Raw genomic sequence first — 18388 nt, 5'->3', positions numbered from 1 at the left:
CTGATTGTGATGTAGAAAATGACCCATCCCGGCGAACAGTTTTACCCCGAGGGCGTGCATTGGGACGACACCATCGTCCAGGGCACGCTGCCTGACCTGCTCTCGACGGCCGCGGCAAGTTACGGCCCGCGGACCGCGCTGGAGTTTCGCGACCGTCCGATCACCTATACCGAGCTCGCCGCCATGGCCGAGCGCGCGGCGGCTGCGTTCCTGCGCGCCGGTTGCGGCAAGAACACTTCCGTCGCGCTGTTCCTCGGCAATACGCCGGATCATCCCGTCAATTTCTTCGGCGCGCTGAAGGCCGGCGCCCGTATCGCGCATCTGTCGCCGCTCGACGGCGAGATCGCGCTGACGCACAAGGTTTCCGATTCCGGTTCGCGCCTGCTGGTCACCTCGAACCTTCAGGCGCTGTTGCCGACCGCGCTGAAATTTCTGGAAAAGGGCCTGATCGACCGCCTCGTCGTCTGCGAGGACGACAATTGGGGCAAGGTCGGCACGCCGCAGGCGGCGATCCCCAGTGATCCCCGCATCGTCACCTTCAAGGCCTTCGTCGAAGGCGCGCCGCTGCCGACGCAATGGCCGGCTGTGGCGGTCGATGACGTTGCGCTGCTGCAATATACCGGCGGCACCACCGGCCTGCCGAAGGGCGCCATGCTGACGCACGGCAATCTCACCTCCGCGGTGTCGATCTACGACGTCTGGGGCAAGCCGGCACGCGCGGCGCGCGGCGACGTCGTCGAGCGCGTGATCTGCGTGCTGCCGCTGTTCCACATCTATGCGCTCACCGTCGTGCTGCTGTCCTCGCTCAGCCGCGGCAATCTGATCTCGCTACACCAGCGTTTCGACGTCGAAGCCGTGATGCGCGACATCGAGGTCAAGCGGGCGACTTATTTCCCGGGCGTGCCGACGATGTGGATCGCGATCGCAGCGCTCCCCGATCTCGACAAGCGCGACTTCTCCTCGCTCGCCGCCATCGGCTCCGGCGGTGCGCCGCTGCCGGTCGAGGTCGCGAGCTTCTTCGAGCGCAAGGTCGGCAAGAAGCTCAAGAGCGGCTGGGGCATGACCGAGACCTGCTCGCCAGGCACCGGCCATCCGCCGGTCGGTCCCGACAAGCCCGGCTCGATCGGGCTGATGCTGCCCGGCATCGAGCTCGACGTCGTCGCGCTGGACGATCCCGCAAAAGTGCTGCCGCCGGGCGAAGTCGGCGAGATCCGCATCAAGGGCCCGAACGTCACCAAGGGATATTGGAACAAGCAGAAGGAATCCGCGGAGTATTTTTCCGACGGCCGCTTCCTGACCGGCGACATCGGTTATGTCGACACCGACGGCTATTTCTTCCTGGTCGACCGCAAGAAGGACATGATCATCTCCGGCGGATTCAACGTCTATCCGCAGATGATCGAGCAGGCGATCTACACCGTATCAGGCGTGCACGAGGTGATCGTGCTCGGCATTCCCGATCAGTATCGGGGCGAAGCCGCAAAAGCCTTCATCAAGCTGAAGCCGGATGCAAAGCCGTTCTCGCTCGACGAGCTCCGGGCCCAGCTCACCAGCAAGGTCGGCAAGCACGAACTGCCGGCGGCGGTCGAGTTCGTCGACGATCTGCCGCGCACGCCGGTTGGAAAGCTGTCGCGCCACGAATTGCGCCAGCAGCAGAAATCGTCACAATCCACGCAACCCATCAGGAGGTCACTCTTGACCGACGCCGTCATCGTTTCCACCGCCCGCACGCCGATCGGCAAGGCCTATCGCGGCATGCTCAACGCCACCGAAGGCGCGACGCTGCTCGGCCACGCCATCGGCGAGGCCGTCGCGCGCGCAAAAGTCGATCCGAAGGAGATCGAGGACGTCGTGATGGGCGCGGCGCTGCAGCAGGGCGCGACCGGCGGCAACATCGCGCGCAAGGCGCTGCTCCGCGCCGGCTTGCCCGTCACCGTCGCCGGTACCACGATCGACCGGCAGTGCGCCTCGGGCCTGCAGGCGATCGCGCTCGCCGCGCGCTCGGTGATCTTCGACGGCGTCGAGGTCGCGGTCGGCGGCGGCGGCGAGTCGATCTCGCTGGTCCAGAACGACAAGATGAACGGCTTCCACGCCCAGGATCCGGCGCTGCTCAAGATCAAAGGCGAGGTCTATATGCCCATGATCGACACCGCCGAGATCGTCGCCAAGCGCTACAACATTTCGCGCGAGAAGCAGGACGAATATTCGCTGGAAAGCCAGCGCCGCACCGCCGCCGCCCAGCAGGGCGGCAAGTTTAGGGACGAACTCGCGCCGATCACCACGCAGATGGCAGTCACCGACAAGGCCACCGGCGCCGTCTCGATGAAGGAAGTCACGCTGTCGCAGGACGAAGGTCCGCGCCCCGAGACCACGGCTGAAGGCCTGGCCGGCCTCAAGCCGGTGCGCGGCGAAGGCTTCTCCATCACCGCCGGCAACGCCAGCCAGCTCTCGGACGGCGCCAGCGCCTCGGTGATCATGAGCGACAAGGAAGCGTCCAGGCGCGGCCTCAAGCCGCTCGGCATCTTCCGCGGCTTCGTCTCCGCCGGCTGCGAGCCGGACGAGATGGGCATCGGCCCGGTCTTCGCCGTGCCGCGCCTGCTCAAGCGCCATCGCCTCAAGGTCGACGACATCGATCTCTGGGAACTCAACGAAGCCTTCGCGGTGCAGGTGCTGTATTGCCGCGACAAGCTCGGCATCGACCCCGACAAGATCAACGTCGACGGCGGCGCGATCGCGGTCGGCCATCCCTACGGCATGTCGGGCGCGCGCCTGACCGGCCACGCCCTGATCGAAGGCCGTCGCCGCAAGGCCAAGTATGCGGTCGTCACCATGTGCGTCGGCGGCGGCATGGGCGCCGCCGGTCTGTTTGAGGTTTTGCAGTAATTCACAGGAGGATCCGATGGATCTCGCATTTACGAAAGAGGAACAGGCGTTTCGCGAGGAAGTGCGCTCATTCTTCCGCGACAACGTGCCGCCGGATACGCGGCGCAAGCTGGTCGAGGGCCGTCACCTCTCCAAGGACGAGATGGTGACGTGGTGGCGCATCCTCAACAAGAAGGGCTGGGGCACCAGCCACTGGCCGACGCAGTATGGCGGCACCGGCTGGACCTCCGTGCAGCACTACATCTTCAACGAGGAGCTGCAGTCCTATCCGGCGCCGCAGCCGCTCGCCTTCGGCGTCAGCATGGTCGGTCCCGTGATCTACACCTTCGGCAACGAAGAGCAGAAGAAGAAATATCTGCCGCGCATCGCCAATGTCGACGATTGGTGGTGCCAGGGCTTTTCCGAGCCCGGCTCCGGCTCCGATCTCGCCTCGCTCAAGACGAAAGCCGAGCGCAAGGGCGACAAGTGGATCATCAACGGCCAGAAGACCTGGACGACGCTCGCCCAGCACGCCGACATGATCTTCTGCCTCTGCCGCACCGACGCCAGCGCCAAGAAGCAGATGGGCATTTCTTTCATCGTGTTCTCGATGAAGTCGAAGGGCGTCACCGTGCGCCCGATCCAGACCATCGACGGCGGCGTCGAGGTCAACGAAGTGTTCTTCGATGACGTCGAGGTGCCCTACGAGAACCTGATCGGCGAGGAGAACAAGGGCTGGGACTACGCAAAGTTCCTGCTCGGCAACGAGCGCACCGGCATCGCCCGGGTCGGCGTCTCCAAGGAGCGGCTGCGCCGCATCCGCGATCTCGCCGGCAAGGTCGAATCCGGCGGCAAGCCGATCATCCAGGACGCAGCCTTCCGCGAGAAGCTGGCGGCCTGCGAGATCGAGCTGAAGGCCCTCGAGCTGACCCAGCTTCGCGTCGTCGCCGACGAAGGCAAGCACGGCAAGGGCAAGCCCAATCCGGCGTCGTCGGTGCTGAAGATCAAGGGCTCCGAGATCCAGCAGACCACCACCGAGTTGCTGATGGAAGTGATCGGCCCGTTCGCCGCGCCTTACGACGTGCACGGCGACGACGGCTCCAACGAGGCCATGGACTGGACCGCCCAGATCGCGCCGAGCTACTTCAACAACCGCAAGGTCTCGATCTACGGCGGCTCCAACGAGATCCAGCGCAACATCATCGCCAAGGCGGTGCTGGGGCTGTGACGCTCTCTTCTCCCTCTCCCCGTTCTTACGGGGAGAGGGTTGGGGTGAGGGGCCTCTCTCCGAGCCTGGGACCGTCGATGGAGCGGTACCCCCTCACCCGGATCGCTCAGGCGCGCACTTGCGCGCCAAAGCGATCCGACCTCCCCCGCAGGCGGGGAGAGGTGAAGAGGGCGCCCCGCGCAATGCAGACACCACTTACTTGAGGAAACAGAGATGGATTTTGATTTGACCGAGGAGCAGCGGCTCCTGAAGGACAGCATCGACGGCCTGCTGACCGATTCCTACGATTTCGAGAGCCGCAAGAAGTACATGAAGGAGAAGGGCGGCTGGAGCAAAGCCGTCTGGGGCAAGCTCGCCGAGCAGGGGCTGCTTGGTCTTCCTTTCGCGGAAGCCGATGGCGGCTTCGGCGGCGGCGGCGTCGAGACCATGATCGTGATGGAAGCGCTCGGCAAGGCGCTGGTGCTCGAGCCGTATCTCGCAACCGTCGTGATCGGCGGCGGCTTCCTGCGCCATGCCGGCACCGACGCCCAGAAGGCCGCGCATGTGCCGGGGATCGTCGACGGCAGCAAGACGCTGGCGTTCGCCCAGCTCGAGAAGAACTCGCGCTACGATCTGTTCGATGTTGCCACGACGGCGAAGAAGAAGGGCGACGGCTGGGTGATCGACGGCGAAAAGTTCGTCGTGCTCAATGGCGAGAACGCCGACACGCTTGTAGTCACCGCGCGCACCAAGGGCAACCGCCGCGATACGAGCGGGATCGGCGTGTTCCTGGTGCCCGCGAACGCCAAGGGCGTGACCAAGAAGTCGTACCCGACGCAGGACGGCCTGCACGCCGCCGACATCACCTTCACCGGCGTTGAAGTCGGTGCGGACGCGGCGCTCGGCAATCCCGATGACTCGCTCGCCCTGATCGAGCGCGTGGTGGACGAGGCTCGTGTCGCGCTCTGTGCGGAAGCAGTCGGGTTAATGGACGAGTCGCTCAAGACGACCGTCGAGTACATCAAGACGCGAAAACAGTTCGGCGTCGCGATCGGCTCGTTCCAGTCGCTGCAGCACCGCGCCTCCGACATGTTCGTCGCGGCCGAGCAGGCGCGCTCGATGTCGATGTTCGCGACCATGGCGGCTGATTTCGAGGACGCCAAAGAGCGCTCCACCGCCATCGCCGCCGCCAAGGTGCAGATCGGCAAGTCGCTGAAATTCGTCGGCCAGCAGTCGATCCAGCTCCACGGCGGTATCGGCATGACCATAGAGGCGAAGATCGGCCACTACTTCAAGCGCCTGACCATGATCGAGAACACCTTTGGCGACACCGACTACCACCAGCGCCGCGTCGCGGATGCGGGCGGGTTGATCTAACGATTGTCATCCCGGGGCATCGCGAAGCGATGAGCCCGGGATCCATCGTGCAACATAACGTGCGGTGAAATGGATTCCGGGCTCGCGCCAAGTGGCGCGCCCGGAATGACAAGGAATAAAGGGAGCAACAACAATGAAAAACACTCCGTTCGATCTCACCGGCAAGATCGCCGTGGTCACCGGCTCCAGCCGCGGCATCGGCCGCTCCTCCGCGGAATTGCTCGCCAGGCTCGGCGCCAAGGTCGTGGTGTCCTCGCGCAAGGCCGACGCCTGCAAGGAGGTCGCCGACAGCATCAATGCGTCCGGCGGCGATGCCATCGTCATCCCCTGCAACATCGCGCGCAAGGCCGAGGTCGAGGCGCTGATCTCGGGCGCCACCAAGCATTACGGCAAGATCGACATCCTCGTCTGCAACGCCGCGGTGAACCCGTATTACGGGCCGCTGCTCGACATCACCGACGAGGCCTTCGACAAGATCATGGGCTCGAACGTCAAGAGCAACATCTGGCTCTCCGCGCTGGCGATCCCGCAGATGGCGGAGCGCGGCAACGGCTCCGTCGTCATCATCTCCTCGATCGGCGGTTTGCGCGGATCGACCGTTATCGGCGCCTACGGCATCTCGAAAGCCGCCGATTTCGCGCTGTGCCGCTCTCTCGCCGGCGAATGGGGGCCGAAAGGCGTCCGCGTCAATTGCATAGCGCCCGGCCTCGTCAAGACCGATTTCGCCCGCGCGCTGTGGGAAGACGAAGCCAACCTCAAGCGCCGCACCGCGACCACGCCGCTCCGCCGCATCGGCGAGCCCGACGAGATCGCCGGCGCCGTCGCCTATCTCGCCTCGGATGCCTCGAGCTTCATGACCGGCCAGACCATCGTCATCGACGGCGGCGTGACCACGGCTTCGGTGTAGGCGCCGCTCCTGCGTTATCGGCCTCGCTCGGCCAGTGCGCTTTCGATCGCACGCACGACGAGCAGGGCCGATCTCTCGTCGAGATGCACGCCGTCGGCCCAGCGCAATTCGTCCAACGGCGGATCGATCGGCAGCCAACGTTCGCGATCCGGGAAGGCCGCGTGGACGATCGCCTTGCTCATCCTGACCATCCGCGAATGCTCGATCTCCGCCGCGAAGGGAATCTCGAGCATGAACGCGCGTGATCCCCGCCGCTCGATCTCGTCGATCAGCTGTCTGATGCGCGCGACGTTCTCTTGCGCCGGAACGGTGGGGTCGTCGTCATTCATCTGCTGCACGGCACGGTCGAGATAGACCTTGTTGTCGAATGGGCTCGGCGGCTCGCTGAGCAGCCGAGCCCGCTCGGCGCGCGCGTCCGCAGCGCTCGGCGGCGTGTGATTCCACGTCTCGTAGGCCGCAACCGCCGTCCGCACCGGGCGCAGGAACAAGGCTTCGATGCGCGCGCCGCCGGAATTTGGCGATCAGCGCGTGGTCGGGCAGGCGCGTGAGAACGTTGGTCTCGATCAGGACGATCTTCGGCAGGCTTTTCTGCCTCGCGACGATGTCCAGGCTGGTCACCGGCGATCCGCCGGCCAGCGCCAGATTGCGGGCGCGCGGGCGCGAAAAATATTCCTCCTTGAGCCGCCAGGCGACCGAGCTGCCGACCAGCACGAGATCGGGCACGGGCTCCCCGATATAGCGGTTGAGCGTGATGGTGGTGCCGTCGCGGGTCGTGACGGTCGGCTGCTGCAGCGCGGAGCCGAAGCGCGCGGTGACAAGGCTGCAGGCGAGCAGCAGCACCGCGGCGACGCCTGCGCATTTGATCAGCCATGAAAGCCCGGATGACTGCGGCATGGTCAGAACTGGAAATAGATGAAGGCGGCGTCCGGCCCGGCCTCGAGCCAGGCCATCGCCGCCAGCGTGCCGTAGAGATACGGCTCCCATCGCCGCAATCTGCCCTCCAGGAGCGCGCCGATGCCGAGGTGCTGGATCAGGACGGGCAGGGCGTAGAGCAGCGCCATGTTGCGGAACAGTTTTGTCGGATTGGGATTGTCCGTCGGCGCGAACATGCCTGAGAGATAGCCGAGCGCGTGATCGAGGTTTGGCAGCTTGAAGAAGATCCACAGCATCGTCACGCAGAAAAACACCACGCCCAGGCGGACGACCCGCACCACAGGCCCGGCTTCGCCGAGCAGCCCCAGAAGCGGCCGCTCGAGGACGAGCAGCAGGCCGTGCAGCATGCCCCATAAGGCGTAGCTCAGGCTCGCGCCGTGCCAGAGTCCGCCGAGCGTCATCACGATCATCAGATTGAGGCAGGTCCGGACCGGCCCTTCCGGTTTCCCCGAGCGGGATGTAAAGATAGGTCTTGAGCCAGGTGGACAGCGAGATGTGCCAGCGAGTCCAGAACTCGGAGAACGAGACCGAGATGTAGGGGAGGTCAAAGTTGACGGGCAGGCGATAGCCGAACAGCAGCCCGAGGCCGAGTGCGATCGCCGAATAGCCAAAGAAATCGGCATAGATCTGGTAACTGTACAGGAAGACGAGCAGCCAGCGGTCCGGCGTCGCCACCGTCTCGTAGAGCGGATAGTCCATATAGGACGTCATCTCGTTGAGATTGTTCGCGACGTAGAGCTTGAAGAAGAAGCCGGTCAGGATCCATTTGGCCGCCGCTACCAAGTCGACGTCGCCGAGTTGCTTGGGCACGATCTGCGGCATGAACTGGCCCGCGCGGGTGATCGGTCCGGACACGAGCTGCGGGAAGAAGATGATGTAGAGGAAGACATCGCGCAAGCGTGGCGGCTGTTTCTCCCGCGTCAGGTCAACCAGCAGGCTGATATTGTGGAACACGAAGAACGAGATGCCGATCGGCAGTGGCAGCCGCAGCAGCACATCCAGCGGTACGACGCCGGTCGGGTGAAGCGCGGCTGGGTCGATGAACAGCAGCTTGTATTTGAAGAACGCCAGCAGCGCGAGATTGAAGACGATGCCGGCCGGCATCCAGAGTGCGCGATTGTCGAACGCCAGCACTAGGCAGAGATAGGTCCCGAGCACGGCGACAAGCAGCAGCGGCAGCAGTTCCGGCTGGCCGGAGCCATAGAACACCAGGCTCGCGAGCACCAGCAGCTGCACTTGGAAGGGGCGCAACGGCGGCAGATAATAGGCGCCGAACACGACCGCAACGAAGATGCCGAACTGAAACGAAGTGAAAGTCATGCCGCCCCGGATTACCCGATCCGGCGTGTAGCATCTTCGCACCCGCCGTCCTAGTCTGTGGCCGGCGGCGTGCTCGAGGCCCATCCTTCGAGACGCCCGCTTTGGCGGGCTCCTCAAGATGAGGTCTCGTTTTGCGGCGAGGCTCGAAATCCTGGGGTCCAAACCCTGCGCTCTAAGACCCTCATGGTGAGGAGCGCCGTTTTGCGGCGCGTCTCGAACCACGAGGCCGAGCACGTCCACAGTCCTCAGACGCCACATGCGGCGGCCTTGACCTTCCTGCCCTAATCCGCTCCTTTTGGCGCGACACAATGCCCGTCACCGGGAAACGCCAAGAAAAGCCCAAGGTAAGCTTCCATGTCTTTCGTCCTCGCCATCGACCAGGGCACCACCTCCTCGCGCGCGATCGTGTTTCGCAGCGACATCTCGATTGCCGCGCGTGCGCAAGCCGAGTTTCCGCAGCATTTTCCGGCCTCCGGCTGGGTCGAGCACGAGCCGGAGGACATCTGGACCTCGACCGTGACGGTCTGCCGCGACGCGATCGAGCAGGCGGGCATCACGGCAAAGGACGTCGCCGCGATCGGCATCACAAACCAGCGCGAGACCACGGTGGTGTGGGACCGTGCCACCGGCCAGGCCGTGCACCGCGCCATCGTCTGGCAGGACCGCCGCACCGCCGACATCTGCGCGAAGCTCAAGCACGAGGGGCGCGAGCCCACCATCTCGCAGAAGACCGGCCTGATCATCGACCCCTATTTCTCCGGCACCAAGGTCGCCTGGATCCTCGACCATGTCCCCGGCGCACGGGCGCGCGCCGCCCGTGGCGAGCTGATGTTCGGCACGGTCGACTGCTACCTGCTCTGGCGCCTCACCGGCGGCAAGGTGCACGCCACCGATGCCACCAACGCCTCGCGCACGCTGCTGTTCAACATCCACACCGGACAATGGGACGACGAGCTCCTCGAGATCATCGGCGTGCCGCGCTCGATGCTGCCCGAAGTGAAGGATTCCTCGGCGCATTTCGGCGAGAGCACGCCTGATTTGTTTGGCGGCGCGATTGCGATCTCCGGCATCGCCGGCGACCAGCAGGCCGCGACCATCGGCCAGGCCTGCTTCCGCCCGGGCATGATGAAATCGACCTACGGCACCGGCTGCTTCGCCCTGCTCAACACCGGCACCACGCCGGTCGTGTCCAAAAACAAGCTGCTCACCACCATTGCCTACCAGCTCAACGGCAAGCGCACCTACGCGCTCGAAGGCTCGATCTTCGTTGCGGGCTCGGCGGTGCAATGGCTGCGCGACGGCCTCGGCATCATCAAGCACGCCGCCGAAACCGGACCTCTTGCCGATCAATCCGACTCCATGCAGAGCGTCTATCTCGTCCCGGCCTTCGTCGGCATGGGCGCGCCCTACTGGAATCCGCGCGTCCGCGGCGCCTTGTTCGGCCTCACCCGCAATACCGGCCCGGCCGAGCTCGCCCATGCCGCACTCGAAAGCGTCTGCTACCAGACGTTTGATCTCTGGGCCGCGATGCGCGCGGACTGGCCGAGCTCGGAAATCGCAAGCGTCGTGCTTCGCGTCGACGGCGGCATGACCGCGTCGGACTGGACCATGCAGCGCCTCGCGGACCTGCTCGACGCGCCGGTCGACCGTCCCGTGATCCAGGAAACCACCGCGCTGGGTGCCGCCTATCTCGCCGGCCTCAATGCGGGCGTCTATCCCGAGCCGACGAAATTCGCCGACAACTGGCGGCTCGAGCACCGCTTCAAGCCGAACATGAGCCAGGCCACGCGGAGAGGAAGCTCGCGGGCTGGGCGCGCGCGGTGGAGGGCGTGCTGACGAGCGACGAGGGGGAAGGATAGGCGGATTTCGTCACCCCGACGAGGCCATCACGCCGACGCCATGATGAGCATTGCTAAGCAAGGACGCAGCTGCAAACACCACCGTCGTCCCGGCGAAGGCCGGGACCCATACGCCGCAGCAGGGTGTTGCGAACGGGATCCGTAATTCCAGCGCCGCAAAGCAATCCAAATTCGTGGTTATGGATCCCGGCCTTCGCCGGGATGACACCGATTGTGTGGCCGCCGTTCCGACCTCAACTGAACGGGCCAGCCCCATGATCTTCCCCGACGGCTATTCCGACATCCCCGCCGGCAAGATCGCCGCAATCGTCACCCATCTGGAGATGCCGCCAGATCGAGATCGCGGATGATCCCCGCCTCGATGGCACACTGTCGCGCGATGCGGCGAAGCATGTGTCGATCATCGAATAGCGAGTGTGGAGCGCGGCTCCTTCCGTCATTGCGAGCGCAGCGAAGCAATCCAGGCTGCCCCGGCGGAACGATTCTGGATTGCTTCGCTCCGCTCGCAATGACGAGAGGTGAGCGTCGTCGCCCCACCGCTAGACTAGCCGGCGAAACTCACCGCCGTCGTATTCGCCCCGCAGACCAGTACCGCGATGCGCTCGCCCGGCGAGGGACGATAACGGCCAGACAACAGCGTGGCGAACGCCGCCGCGCCGCCTGGCTCGGCGACCAGGCGCAGGCGCGACCACAGCGCGGCCGTCCTTGATAGCGCATCCGGGAGACGTTGTCGCGGAGCGGTTGCGTTCGGCGCAATGCTCCATGTCCAGGATTTTTCTTGCGTCGCTGCGATCTCATCGTGGAAACTGATCGGCCCTGCCTTGTCCAACGCCAGAGAAGAGCGAGAACCATGTTCCTGATCGGCCAATATGATTCCCCTTCGTCCGCCGCGTCGCGATTGCGCTGCGACTTTACGGGCTCGCTTTCGAGCACAAGCCGTGGTCGACCTTCGGCGATGCCGACAAGATTGCGCCGTATAATCCCTTGCGCCGCGTGCCGACCCTGGTGCTCGACGACGGCGAGGCGCTGATCGAGAGCACGATCATTCTCGATTATCTCGACGAGCTCGTCGGACCCGAGAAGGCGATGCTGCCGCGAAGCGGCGTCGAGCGTCGCCGGCACTTGCGCATCTGCGCGCTCGCGACCGGCCTCGGCGACAAGGCGGTCAGCCTGCTCTACGAGCGCGTGCTGCGGAAGGAGCAGCTCGCGCTTTGGGTCGAGCGCTGCCAGGCGCAGATCGGCGACGTGCTCGCCGTGCTGGACGCCGAGCGCACGAAGGTGACGACGCCGTACTGGCTCGGTGATCGCATCGGCCATGCCGACGTGGCGGTCGCTTGCGTCACCCGCTTCACCCGCGAGGCGCATCCGCAGCTGTTCGATGCCGCGCGCTATCCCGCGTTGAGCGTACATGCCGCTCGCTGCGAGGCGTTGGCGCCGTTCAAGGAGATCGTGCAGCCACTGGCGCCGCCGAAGGGGTGAGGGACGAAGGCGGCGCCGCGCTCGGTCCTCACTTCTCCCTCCGGGAGAGGTGTTGCACCGGTGGGCGCTACGCGAATCCCACCCTGATCAAAATCGTCAGAAAAAGTCCGCCGACGATCGCAAAGACCGCGGCGCCGATCAGCGGAGCCAGCGCGCCTTCCCCGCTCGCAGGCTCCAGCACGGCAAGTCCCGGCTGGTTCGGATCGTAATAAACTTTGACATTCTGCCCGGGATGATATCGCGCCGCGGCCTTCTCCGCGACCTCGCGAAACCCGGAGATCATGGTGCCGCCCCAATCGACTTCGGTGCCGATGAAGTCGCGCTTGCCGACCCTGTAGGCGTAGCGCAGGGCGACCTGATAGCGATGTCGGAGCTCGGTGGTCGTCGGCTTGTCGTCGCGCTCGGTCTTCTCCTCGATGATCTCCTCGATCACATCGCAACGGGTAATCCTGCCCGCCGCGGTCGGCCAGCCCAGGCTGGCGTTCGCCAGCCGGCGCGTCCTGACATACTCGGCGACGCAGAACACGCCGACCACGAGCACGATGATCGGCAGCGCGAACACGAACAGCGGAACGCCATGATCGGCATAGAGCACGTGACCCGCGAGCGAATGCGCGGTCAGAGTCGCGGCAATCAAGCCGAACACTATGGTGAAGGCCACGAGTGCCGCGACGTTCTGCGCCGCGGCCGGCTCCAGCAGCGCCTCGGTCGGATGCTTCGGATCCACGTGGACGTCGACATGAGCGCCGACCGGATATCGTCCGGCCAGTTTTTCGGCGAGCACACCTGTCGTCACGCTAATGCCGCCGACAAAAACCTTGTCGCCTTCCAGCTCCTGGCCACCGACCTGATAGCGATAGCGGATGATGGGCTTGGCATCGTTCTGATCGTCCGAGGCGTGCGTCGCCGGCCGATCGACCCTGGAGACCGTGATGATGCCCTCGACCTTGTTCCAGCTTCGCGCGGCCTGCATCAGGCGCCACGTGCGGACCAGGTTGAACAGCATCAGTCCAGACAGCAGCACCGAGATTCCGGCGGCAATCTGCGTCCACATGAGTTGATGAGCATCCAGCATCCGATTTCCCCTGCTGTTTTCGACGGCGACCGCCCTTGGTCGCGGCGAGCGCGCGTTGCGTTCACGGCACTGAGGGGGCGCATCGCGCCGTGAAAATGCGAAGCTGCCTGAAATGTGAGTGGGAAGGGCGACGCTCTTGCCCGCACTCCGTCATTGCGAGCGCAGCGAAAGCAATCCAGTCTGTCCGCGCGGCAGGATTCTGGATTGCTTCGCTGCGCTCGCAATGACGGTGCTGAAGCAGTTGTGCTCGTTAGGCGCGGTGCCCGATCCTGCCTTGATACAGCTGTTTTGCCCGACGGAGCAAGCCATTTTCGGCAAGACCGAAAAGGACGAAGCCTTTCAACCCCATCCCTACTGTGCATGGGGTTGTTTTTCGTTTTTGAGCGCGGGGAGGCCTACACAGCGCCAGCGCGCTTCTTCTGCCAGACCAGATGCACCGCGCAGGTGCAGCCGGGCGGATGCGAGGCGATGTCTTTTGACGTCTCGTCGTTCGCCGGCGTCGCCGCGAAGGCCTTCTCGGGCGCCTCGCGCGAGGGGATGTAGTTCAGCACCGGCGCAAGCCAGCGCTCGATCTCAGTGACCGTCATGCCCTTGCGCGCGGCGTAGTCCTCGACCTGATCGCGCTCGATCTTGCCGACGCCGAAATAGTAGCTCTCGGGGTTCGCGAAATAGAGCCCGGACACCGACGAGCCCGGCCACATCGCAAAGCTCTCGGTCAGCTTCACGCCGGCGGTGGCTTCCGCGTCGAGCAGCTCGAACAGCGTTGCCTTCTCGGTGGATCGGGCTGCGCGGGATAGCCGGGCGCGGGGCGGATGCCCTGGTACTTCTCCAGGATCAGATCGTCGGTCGACAGCGTCTCGTCCGGCGCATACGCCCAGAATTCGCGGCGCACGCGGGCATGCATGCGCTCGGCAAAAGCCTCGGCCAGGCGGTCGGCCAGCGCCTTGCACAGGATCGAGGAGTAGTCGTCGTTGGCCATCTTGAATCGATCGGCGACGACGTCCTCGCCGATACCGGCGGTGACCACGAAGCCGCCGACATAGTCGGGCACGCCTGCGGGCGCGATGAAGTCGGCGAGCGCCGCGTTGAAGCGGCCCTGGCGCTTCTCGAGCTGCTGGCGCAGCGTGTGCAGCGTCGCGATTGCTGTAGTACGGCTGTCGTCGGCATAGAGCACGATGTCGTCGCCTTGCGCGTTCGCCGGCCAGAAGCCGACGGTCGCGCGGGCGCGGAACCATTTTTCCTTGACGATCAGGTCGAGCATTTTTCGCGCGTCATCGTAGAGCGAGCGGGCGACTTCGCCGACCTTGGCGTCGTCGAGGATCGCGGGGAAGCGGCCGGCGAGCTCCCAGGTCTGGAAGAACGGCGTCCAGTCGATATAGGGCACGAGCTCGGCCAGATCGTAGTCGTCAAAGCTCCTGGTGCCGAGGAAGGTCGGCTTCACCGACTTGTTCGCGGCGAAGTCGACCGGTACGCGGTTCTTGCGGGCGTCGGCCAGTTTCAGCCGCTTCTTGTCGGCCTGCGCGCGCAGATGCGCCTCCGAGATCTTTGCGTATTCGGCGCGCACGTCGGCGGCGTAGGCCTCGCGCTTCTCAGGGCTCAGCAGCGAGGAGGCGACGCCGACCGCGCGGCTGGCGTCGTTGACATGGACGACGGGACCGGCGCGGTAGCTCGGGTCGATCTTCACGGCCGTGTGCACGCGGCTGGTCGTCGCGCCGCCGATCAAGAGCGGCAGCTTCAAGCCTTCGCGCTGCAATTCGCCGGCGAAGAACGCCATCTCGTCGAGCGAGGGCGTGATCAGGCCGGACAGGCCGACGATGTCGGCCTTCTCCGCTTTCACGGTCTCGACGATCTTGGCCGCCGGCACCATCACGCCGAGATCGATGACCTCGTAATTGTTGCACTGGAGCACGATGCCGACGATGTTCTTGCCGATGTCGTGGACGTCGCCCTTCACGGTCGCCAGCACGATCTTGCCGGCGGACGAAGAGCCCTCGGTGCCGATGCCGTTGGCGAGATTGCGCGCCTTCTCCTCTTCCATGAACGGCATCAGCCAGGCCACCGCCTGCTTCATCACGCGCGCCGACTTCACCACTTGCGGCAGGAACATCTTGCCGTCGCCGAAGAGGTCGCCGACCACGTTCATGCCGGCCATCAGCGGGCCCTCGATCACGTCGAGCGGACGCGAGGAATTCTTGCGGGCTTCCTCGGTGTCCTGCTCGATGAACTCGGTGATGCCGTGCACCAGCGAATGCGACAGCCGCTTCTCCACCGGCCATTCGCGCCAGGCGAGATCGGCTTCCTTGCTCTCCGTCTTCTTGCCGCGGAATTTTTCGGCCAGCGCCAGCAGGCGCTCGGACGCGCCGGGGTCGCGATTGAGGATCACGTCTTCGCAGGTCTGGCGCAGCTCGGGATCGATGTCGTCATAGACGATCATCTGACCGGCATTGACGATGCCCATGTCCATGCCGGCCTTGATGGCGTGATAAAGGAACACCGAATGCATCGCCTCGCGCACCGGCTCGTTACCGCGGAACGAGAACGACAAATTGGAGACGCCGCCCGAGATGTGCGCGCCCGGCAGGTTCTTGCGGATCCAGCGCGTCGCCTCGATGAAGTCGACGCCGTAATTGTTGTGCTCCTCGATGCCGGTCGCGATCGCAAAGATGTTCGGATCGAAGATGATGTCTTCCGGCGCGAAGCCGACGCGGTCGACAAGGATATCGTAGGCGCGCTTGCAGATCTCGGTCTTGCGCTTGAAGGTATCGGCCTGGCCGACTTCGTCGAACGCCATCACCACGACAGCCGCGCCGTGACGGCGGGCGATCCTGGCTTCGTGGATGAACTTGTCCTCGCCTTCCTTCATCGAGATCGAATTGACGACCGGCTTGCCCTGCACGCATTTCAGGCCGGCCTCGATCACCGAGAATTTCGAGGAGTCGACCATCACGGGGACGCGTGCGATGTCGGGCTCGGCGGCGACGAGGTTGAGGAAGGTCACCATCGCGGCTTCCGAATCCAGGAGCCCTTCGTCCATGTTGACGTCGATGATCTGCGCGCCGTTCTCGACCTGGTCGCGCGCGACCTGCAGCGCGGCGGTGTAGTCGCCGGCGGTGACGAGCTTGCGGAAGCGCGCCGAGCCCGTGACGTTGGTGCGCTCGCCGATGTTCACGAAGGGAATCGCGTCGGTCAGAATGAACGGCTCGAGGCCGGACAGCCGCAGCCGCGGTTCGATCTCCGGCACGATGCGCGGCTTGTGCGGGGCGACAGCCGCGGCGATCGCCGCGATATGGTCCGGCGTGGTGCCACAGCAGCCGCCAACGATGTTGACGAGGCCACGCAGCGAACTCGCCGACCAGGCGCGCCATATACTCCGGCGTCTCGTCATACTGGCCGAACTCGTTCGGCAGGCCAGCGTTGGGATAAGCACAGACAAGCGTGTCGGCGACGCGGCCGATATCGGCGATATGCGCGCGCAGATCTTCCGCGCCGAGCGCGCAGTTGAAGCCGATGGTGACGGGCTTGGCGTGCCGCACCGAATTCCAGAACGCTTCCGGCATCTGGCCCGAGAGCAGGCGGCCGGACTTGTCGGCGATGGTACCCGACACCATCACCGGCATGTCGATGCCGAGTTCCTCGGTGATCTCGGCGATCGCATAGAGAGCCGCCTTGGCGTTCAGCGTATCGAAAATGGTTTCGACCAGCAGCAGATCGACGCCGCCGTCGATCAGGCCGCGGATCTGCTCGCCATAGGATTTCCGCAGATCATCGAAGGTGACGGCGCGGTAGCCGGGGTTGGAGACGTCAGGCGAGATCGAGGCGGTGCGGTTGGTCGGTCCACTGGCACCCGCGACGAAGCGCGGTTTGCCGTCTTCGGCGGCGACACGCTTCGCGGCGTTGCCGGCGAGGCGGGCGCCTTCGCGCGCCATCTCGTAGACGATATCAGTGAGGTCGTAATCGGCCTGCGCGATCGAGGTGGTCGAGAAGGTGTTGGTCGCGACGATATCGGCGCCGGCGCGTAAGTATGCGGCGTGGATGTCCTCGATCGCCTGCGGCTGGGTCAGGATCAAGAGATCGTTGTTGCCGCGGAGGTCGCGATGGAAATTCTTGAAACGCTCGCCGCGAAACGCGGCCTCGTCGAACTGCAGGTTCTGGATCATCGTGCCCATGGCGCCGTCGAGCACCAGGATGCGCTCGCGCGCGGCGTCGATGAGGGCGGTTCGCTTGGGCGAGGTGGGTACGGTCATGGTGTCTTAAGCCGCCTTCTGCGCGCTCTTGGCGCGAATGCCGAGCAAATGGCTGATCGCGAACACGAGATCGGCGCGGTTCATGGTGTAGAAATGGAAGGTGTCGACGCCGTGCTTGGCGAGCTTCTGGACCTGGCCGGCCGCGACGGTTGCGGCCACCAGCTTGCGGGTCTCGGCGTCGTCGTCGAGACCCTCGAATTTCGCGGCGAACCAGTCCGGCACGGTGGTGCCGGCGCGGGTAACGAAATTGCGGGCCTGCTTGAAATTGTGCATGGGCATGATGCCCGGCACGATCGGGATGTTGATGCCGCGCGCACGCACGCGGTCGAGATAGCGGAAGTAGAGGTCGTTATCGAAGAACACCTGCGTGATAGCACGCGTCGCACCGGCGTCGACCTTGGCCTTCAGTGTATCGATATCGGCATCGAAGTCGCGCGCCTCGGGATGCTTCTCGGGGTAGGCCGAGACTGACACCTCGATGTCGGCGTGCCGCTTCTTGATCCCGGCAACGAGCGCGTCCGAACTCTGATAGCCGTCGGGATGGGCGGAGTAGGGCGTGCCGATGCCGCCGGCGGGGTCGCCACGCAGGCCGACGATGTGGCGGACGCCGACCTCGTGATAGCGGTCGACGATCTCGTCGATCTCGCCGCGCGAGGCACCGACGCAGGTCAGGTGCGCAGCCGGCAGCAGCGCAGTCTCTTTCAGGATGCGGGAGATGGTCGCGTGGGTGCGTTCGCGCGTCGAGCCGCCGGCGCCATAGGTCACCGACACGAAGTTCGGGTCGAGCGGGGCCAGCCGGTTGATGGTGTCCCAGAGATTCCGCTCCATATCTTCGGTCTTGGGCGGAAAGAACTCGAAGGAGATCGCAGGCCGCTTGGTGGCGAGGTGCCGGTCTTGCCCGGCAGGCGTTGTCAAATCAGTCATCGCACCACTCACTCCAAGCCACTCGCCAACGAACTGGCGGCGGCTATCGGGTCTCACTCGGAAAGGGTAAGATAGGGCAAAGCCAGGTTTCTCGACAGCCCATCGAGGATGGGAAGTAGCCCACTTTTGGCAGAACAATGTCGAATGATGCGATGCAGAGGATAAGGGTGGGAAATACCCGATGGCGCATATTGTGAAATA

Annotated in this window: 8 protein-coding genes and 6 pseudogenes; 8 read left to right on the top strand and 6 right to left on the bottom strand. The window is 64.7% G+C overall.

The genetic code is table 11. The features are described 5' to 3' along the window. Nucleotides 1-18 precede the first annotated feature (18 nt). The 5 genes and pseudogenes from pimA (at nucleotide 19) to ACTGJ9_RS00830 (ending at nucleotide 6353) form a co-directional block, all read left to right on the top strand. Nucleotides 19-1699, top strand: a pseudogene (pimA, locus tag ACTGJ9_RS00850) (dicarboxylate--CoA ligase PimA). After that, the gene (locus tag ACTGJ9_RS00845; RefSeq protein WP_456675530.1) at nucleotides 1696-2883 is read left to right on the top strand and encodes an acetyl-CoA C-acyltransferase; all 1188 of its coding nucleotides are present in this window, start codon (nucleotides 1696-1698) and stop codon (nucleotides 2881-2883) included. Before pimA ends, ACTGJ9_RS00845 begins: the two are co-directional and overlap by 4 nt. A gap of 16 nt (nucleotides 2884-2899) precedes the next feature. Continuing rightward, nucleotides 2900-4090: a pimeloyl-CoA dehydrogenase large subunit gene (gene pimC, locus ACTGJ9_RS00840; protein WP_456675529.1), complete on the top strand. Its 1191-nt coding sequence runs from the start codon at nucleotides 2900-2902 to the stop codon at nucleotides 4088-4090. Nucleotides 4091-4303: 213 nt separating this feature from the next. Beyond that, nucleotides 4304-5446 (top strand): pimeloyl-CoA dehydrogenase small subunit, encoded by a 1143-nt coding sequence (gene pimD / locus ACTGJ9_RS00835; RefSeq protein WP_456675528.1) that lies wholly within the window; start codon nucleotides 4304-4306, stop codon nucleotides 5444-5446. A gap of 133 nt (nucleotides 5447-5579) precedes the next feature. After that, nucleotides 5580-6353, top strand: coding sequence for an SDR family NAD(P)-dependent oxidoreductase (locus tag ACTGJ9_RS00830; protein ID WP_456675527.1), 774 nt, complete (start codon nucleotides 5580-5582; stop codon nucleotides 6351-6353). Between the two features lie 14 nt (nucleotides 6354-6367). On the opposite strand, the gene ACTGJ9_RS00825 is transcribed toward ACTGJ9_RS00830, so the two are convergent. Together ACTGJ9_RS00825 and ACTGJ9_RS00820 are read right to left on the bottom strand one after the other, a co-directional pair. Then, on the bottom strand, nucleotides 6368-6691 hold the full coding sequence (locus ACTGJ9_RS00825) for a hypothetical protein (RefSeq protein WP_456675526.1): 324 nt from the start codon (nucleotides 6689-6691) through the stop codon (nucleotides 6368-6370). After that, complete coding sequence (locus tag ACTGJ9_RS00820) at nucleotides 6675-8606, bottom strand: MBOAT family O-acyltransferase (protein ID WP_456675525.1); 1932 nt, start codon at nucleotides 8604-8606, stop codon at nucleotides 6675-6677. Before ACTGJ9_RS00820 ends, ACTGJ9_RS00825 begins: the two co-directional genes overlap by 17 nt. Nucleotides 8607-8960: 354 nt before the next feature. Here ACTGJ9_RS00820 and glpK point away from each other — a divergent pair. Together glpK and ACTGJ9_RS00810 are read left to right on the top strand one after the other, a co-directional pair. Then, a pseudogene (glpK, locus tag ACTGJ9_RS00815) lies at nucleotides 8961-10465 on the top strand (glycerol kinase GlpK). Nucleotides 10466-10719: 254 nt separating this feature from the next. Further along, nucleotides 10720-10806 (top strand): annotated as a pseudogene (locus tag ACTGJ9_RS00810) (GNAT family N-acetyltransferase); the annotation flags it as partial. A gap of 203 nt (nucleotides 10807-11009) precedes the next feature. Here the strand turns inward: ACTGJ9_RS00810 and ACTGJ9_RS00805 are convergent. Next, nucleotides 11010-11165 (bottom strand): annotated as a pseudogene (locus ACTGJ9_RS00805) (threonine/serine dehydratase); the annotation flags it as partial. Between the two features lie 150 nt (nucleotides 11166-11315). Between ACTGJ9_RS00805 and ACTGJ9_RS00800 the strand changes: the two are divergent. Beyond that, nucleotides 11316-11944: pseudogene (locus ACTGJ9_RS00800) on the top strand (glutathione S-transferase family protein). Nucleotides 11945-12011: 67 nt separating this feature from the next. Here ACTGJ9_RS00800 and ACTGJ9_RS00795 read toward each other — a convergent pair. The 3 genes and pseudogenes from ACTGJ9_RS00795 to metF form a co-directional block, all read right to left on the bottom strand. Beyond that, entirely contained in the window at nucleotides 12012-12998 is a 987-nt protein-coding gene (locus tag ACTGJ9_RS00795) for a DUF3592 domain-containing protein (protein WP_456675524.1), read from the bottom strand. 416 nt (nucleotides 12999-13414) lie between these two features. Continuing rightward, nucleotides 13415-17263 (bottom strand): annotated as a pseudogene (metH, locus tag ACTGJ9_RS00790) (methionine synthase). Nucleotides 17264-17269: 6 nt separating this feature from the next. Further along, nucleotides 17270-18187, bottom strand: coding sequence for a methylenetetrahydrofolate reductase [NAD(P)H] (gene metF / locus ACTGJ9_RS00785; protein ID WP_456675523.1), 918 nt, complete (start codon nucleotides 18185-18187; stop codon nucleotides 17270-17272). Nucleotides 18188-18388: the final 201 nt, after the last annotated feature.

The organism is Bradyrhizobium sp. RDM12, from assembly GCF_051917485.1.
Taxonomy (GTDB): Bacteria; Pseudomonadota; Alphaproteobacteria; order Rhizobiales; family Xanthobacteraceae; genus Bradyrhizobium.
The sequence above is the reverse complement of the archived record's forward strand: the minus strand, read 5'-3'. Positions and strand labels throughout refer to the sequence as shown.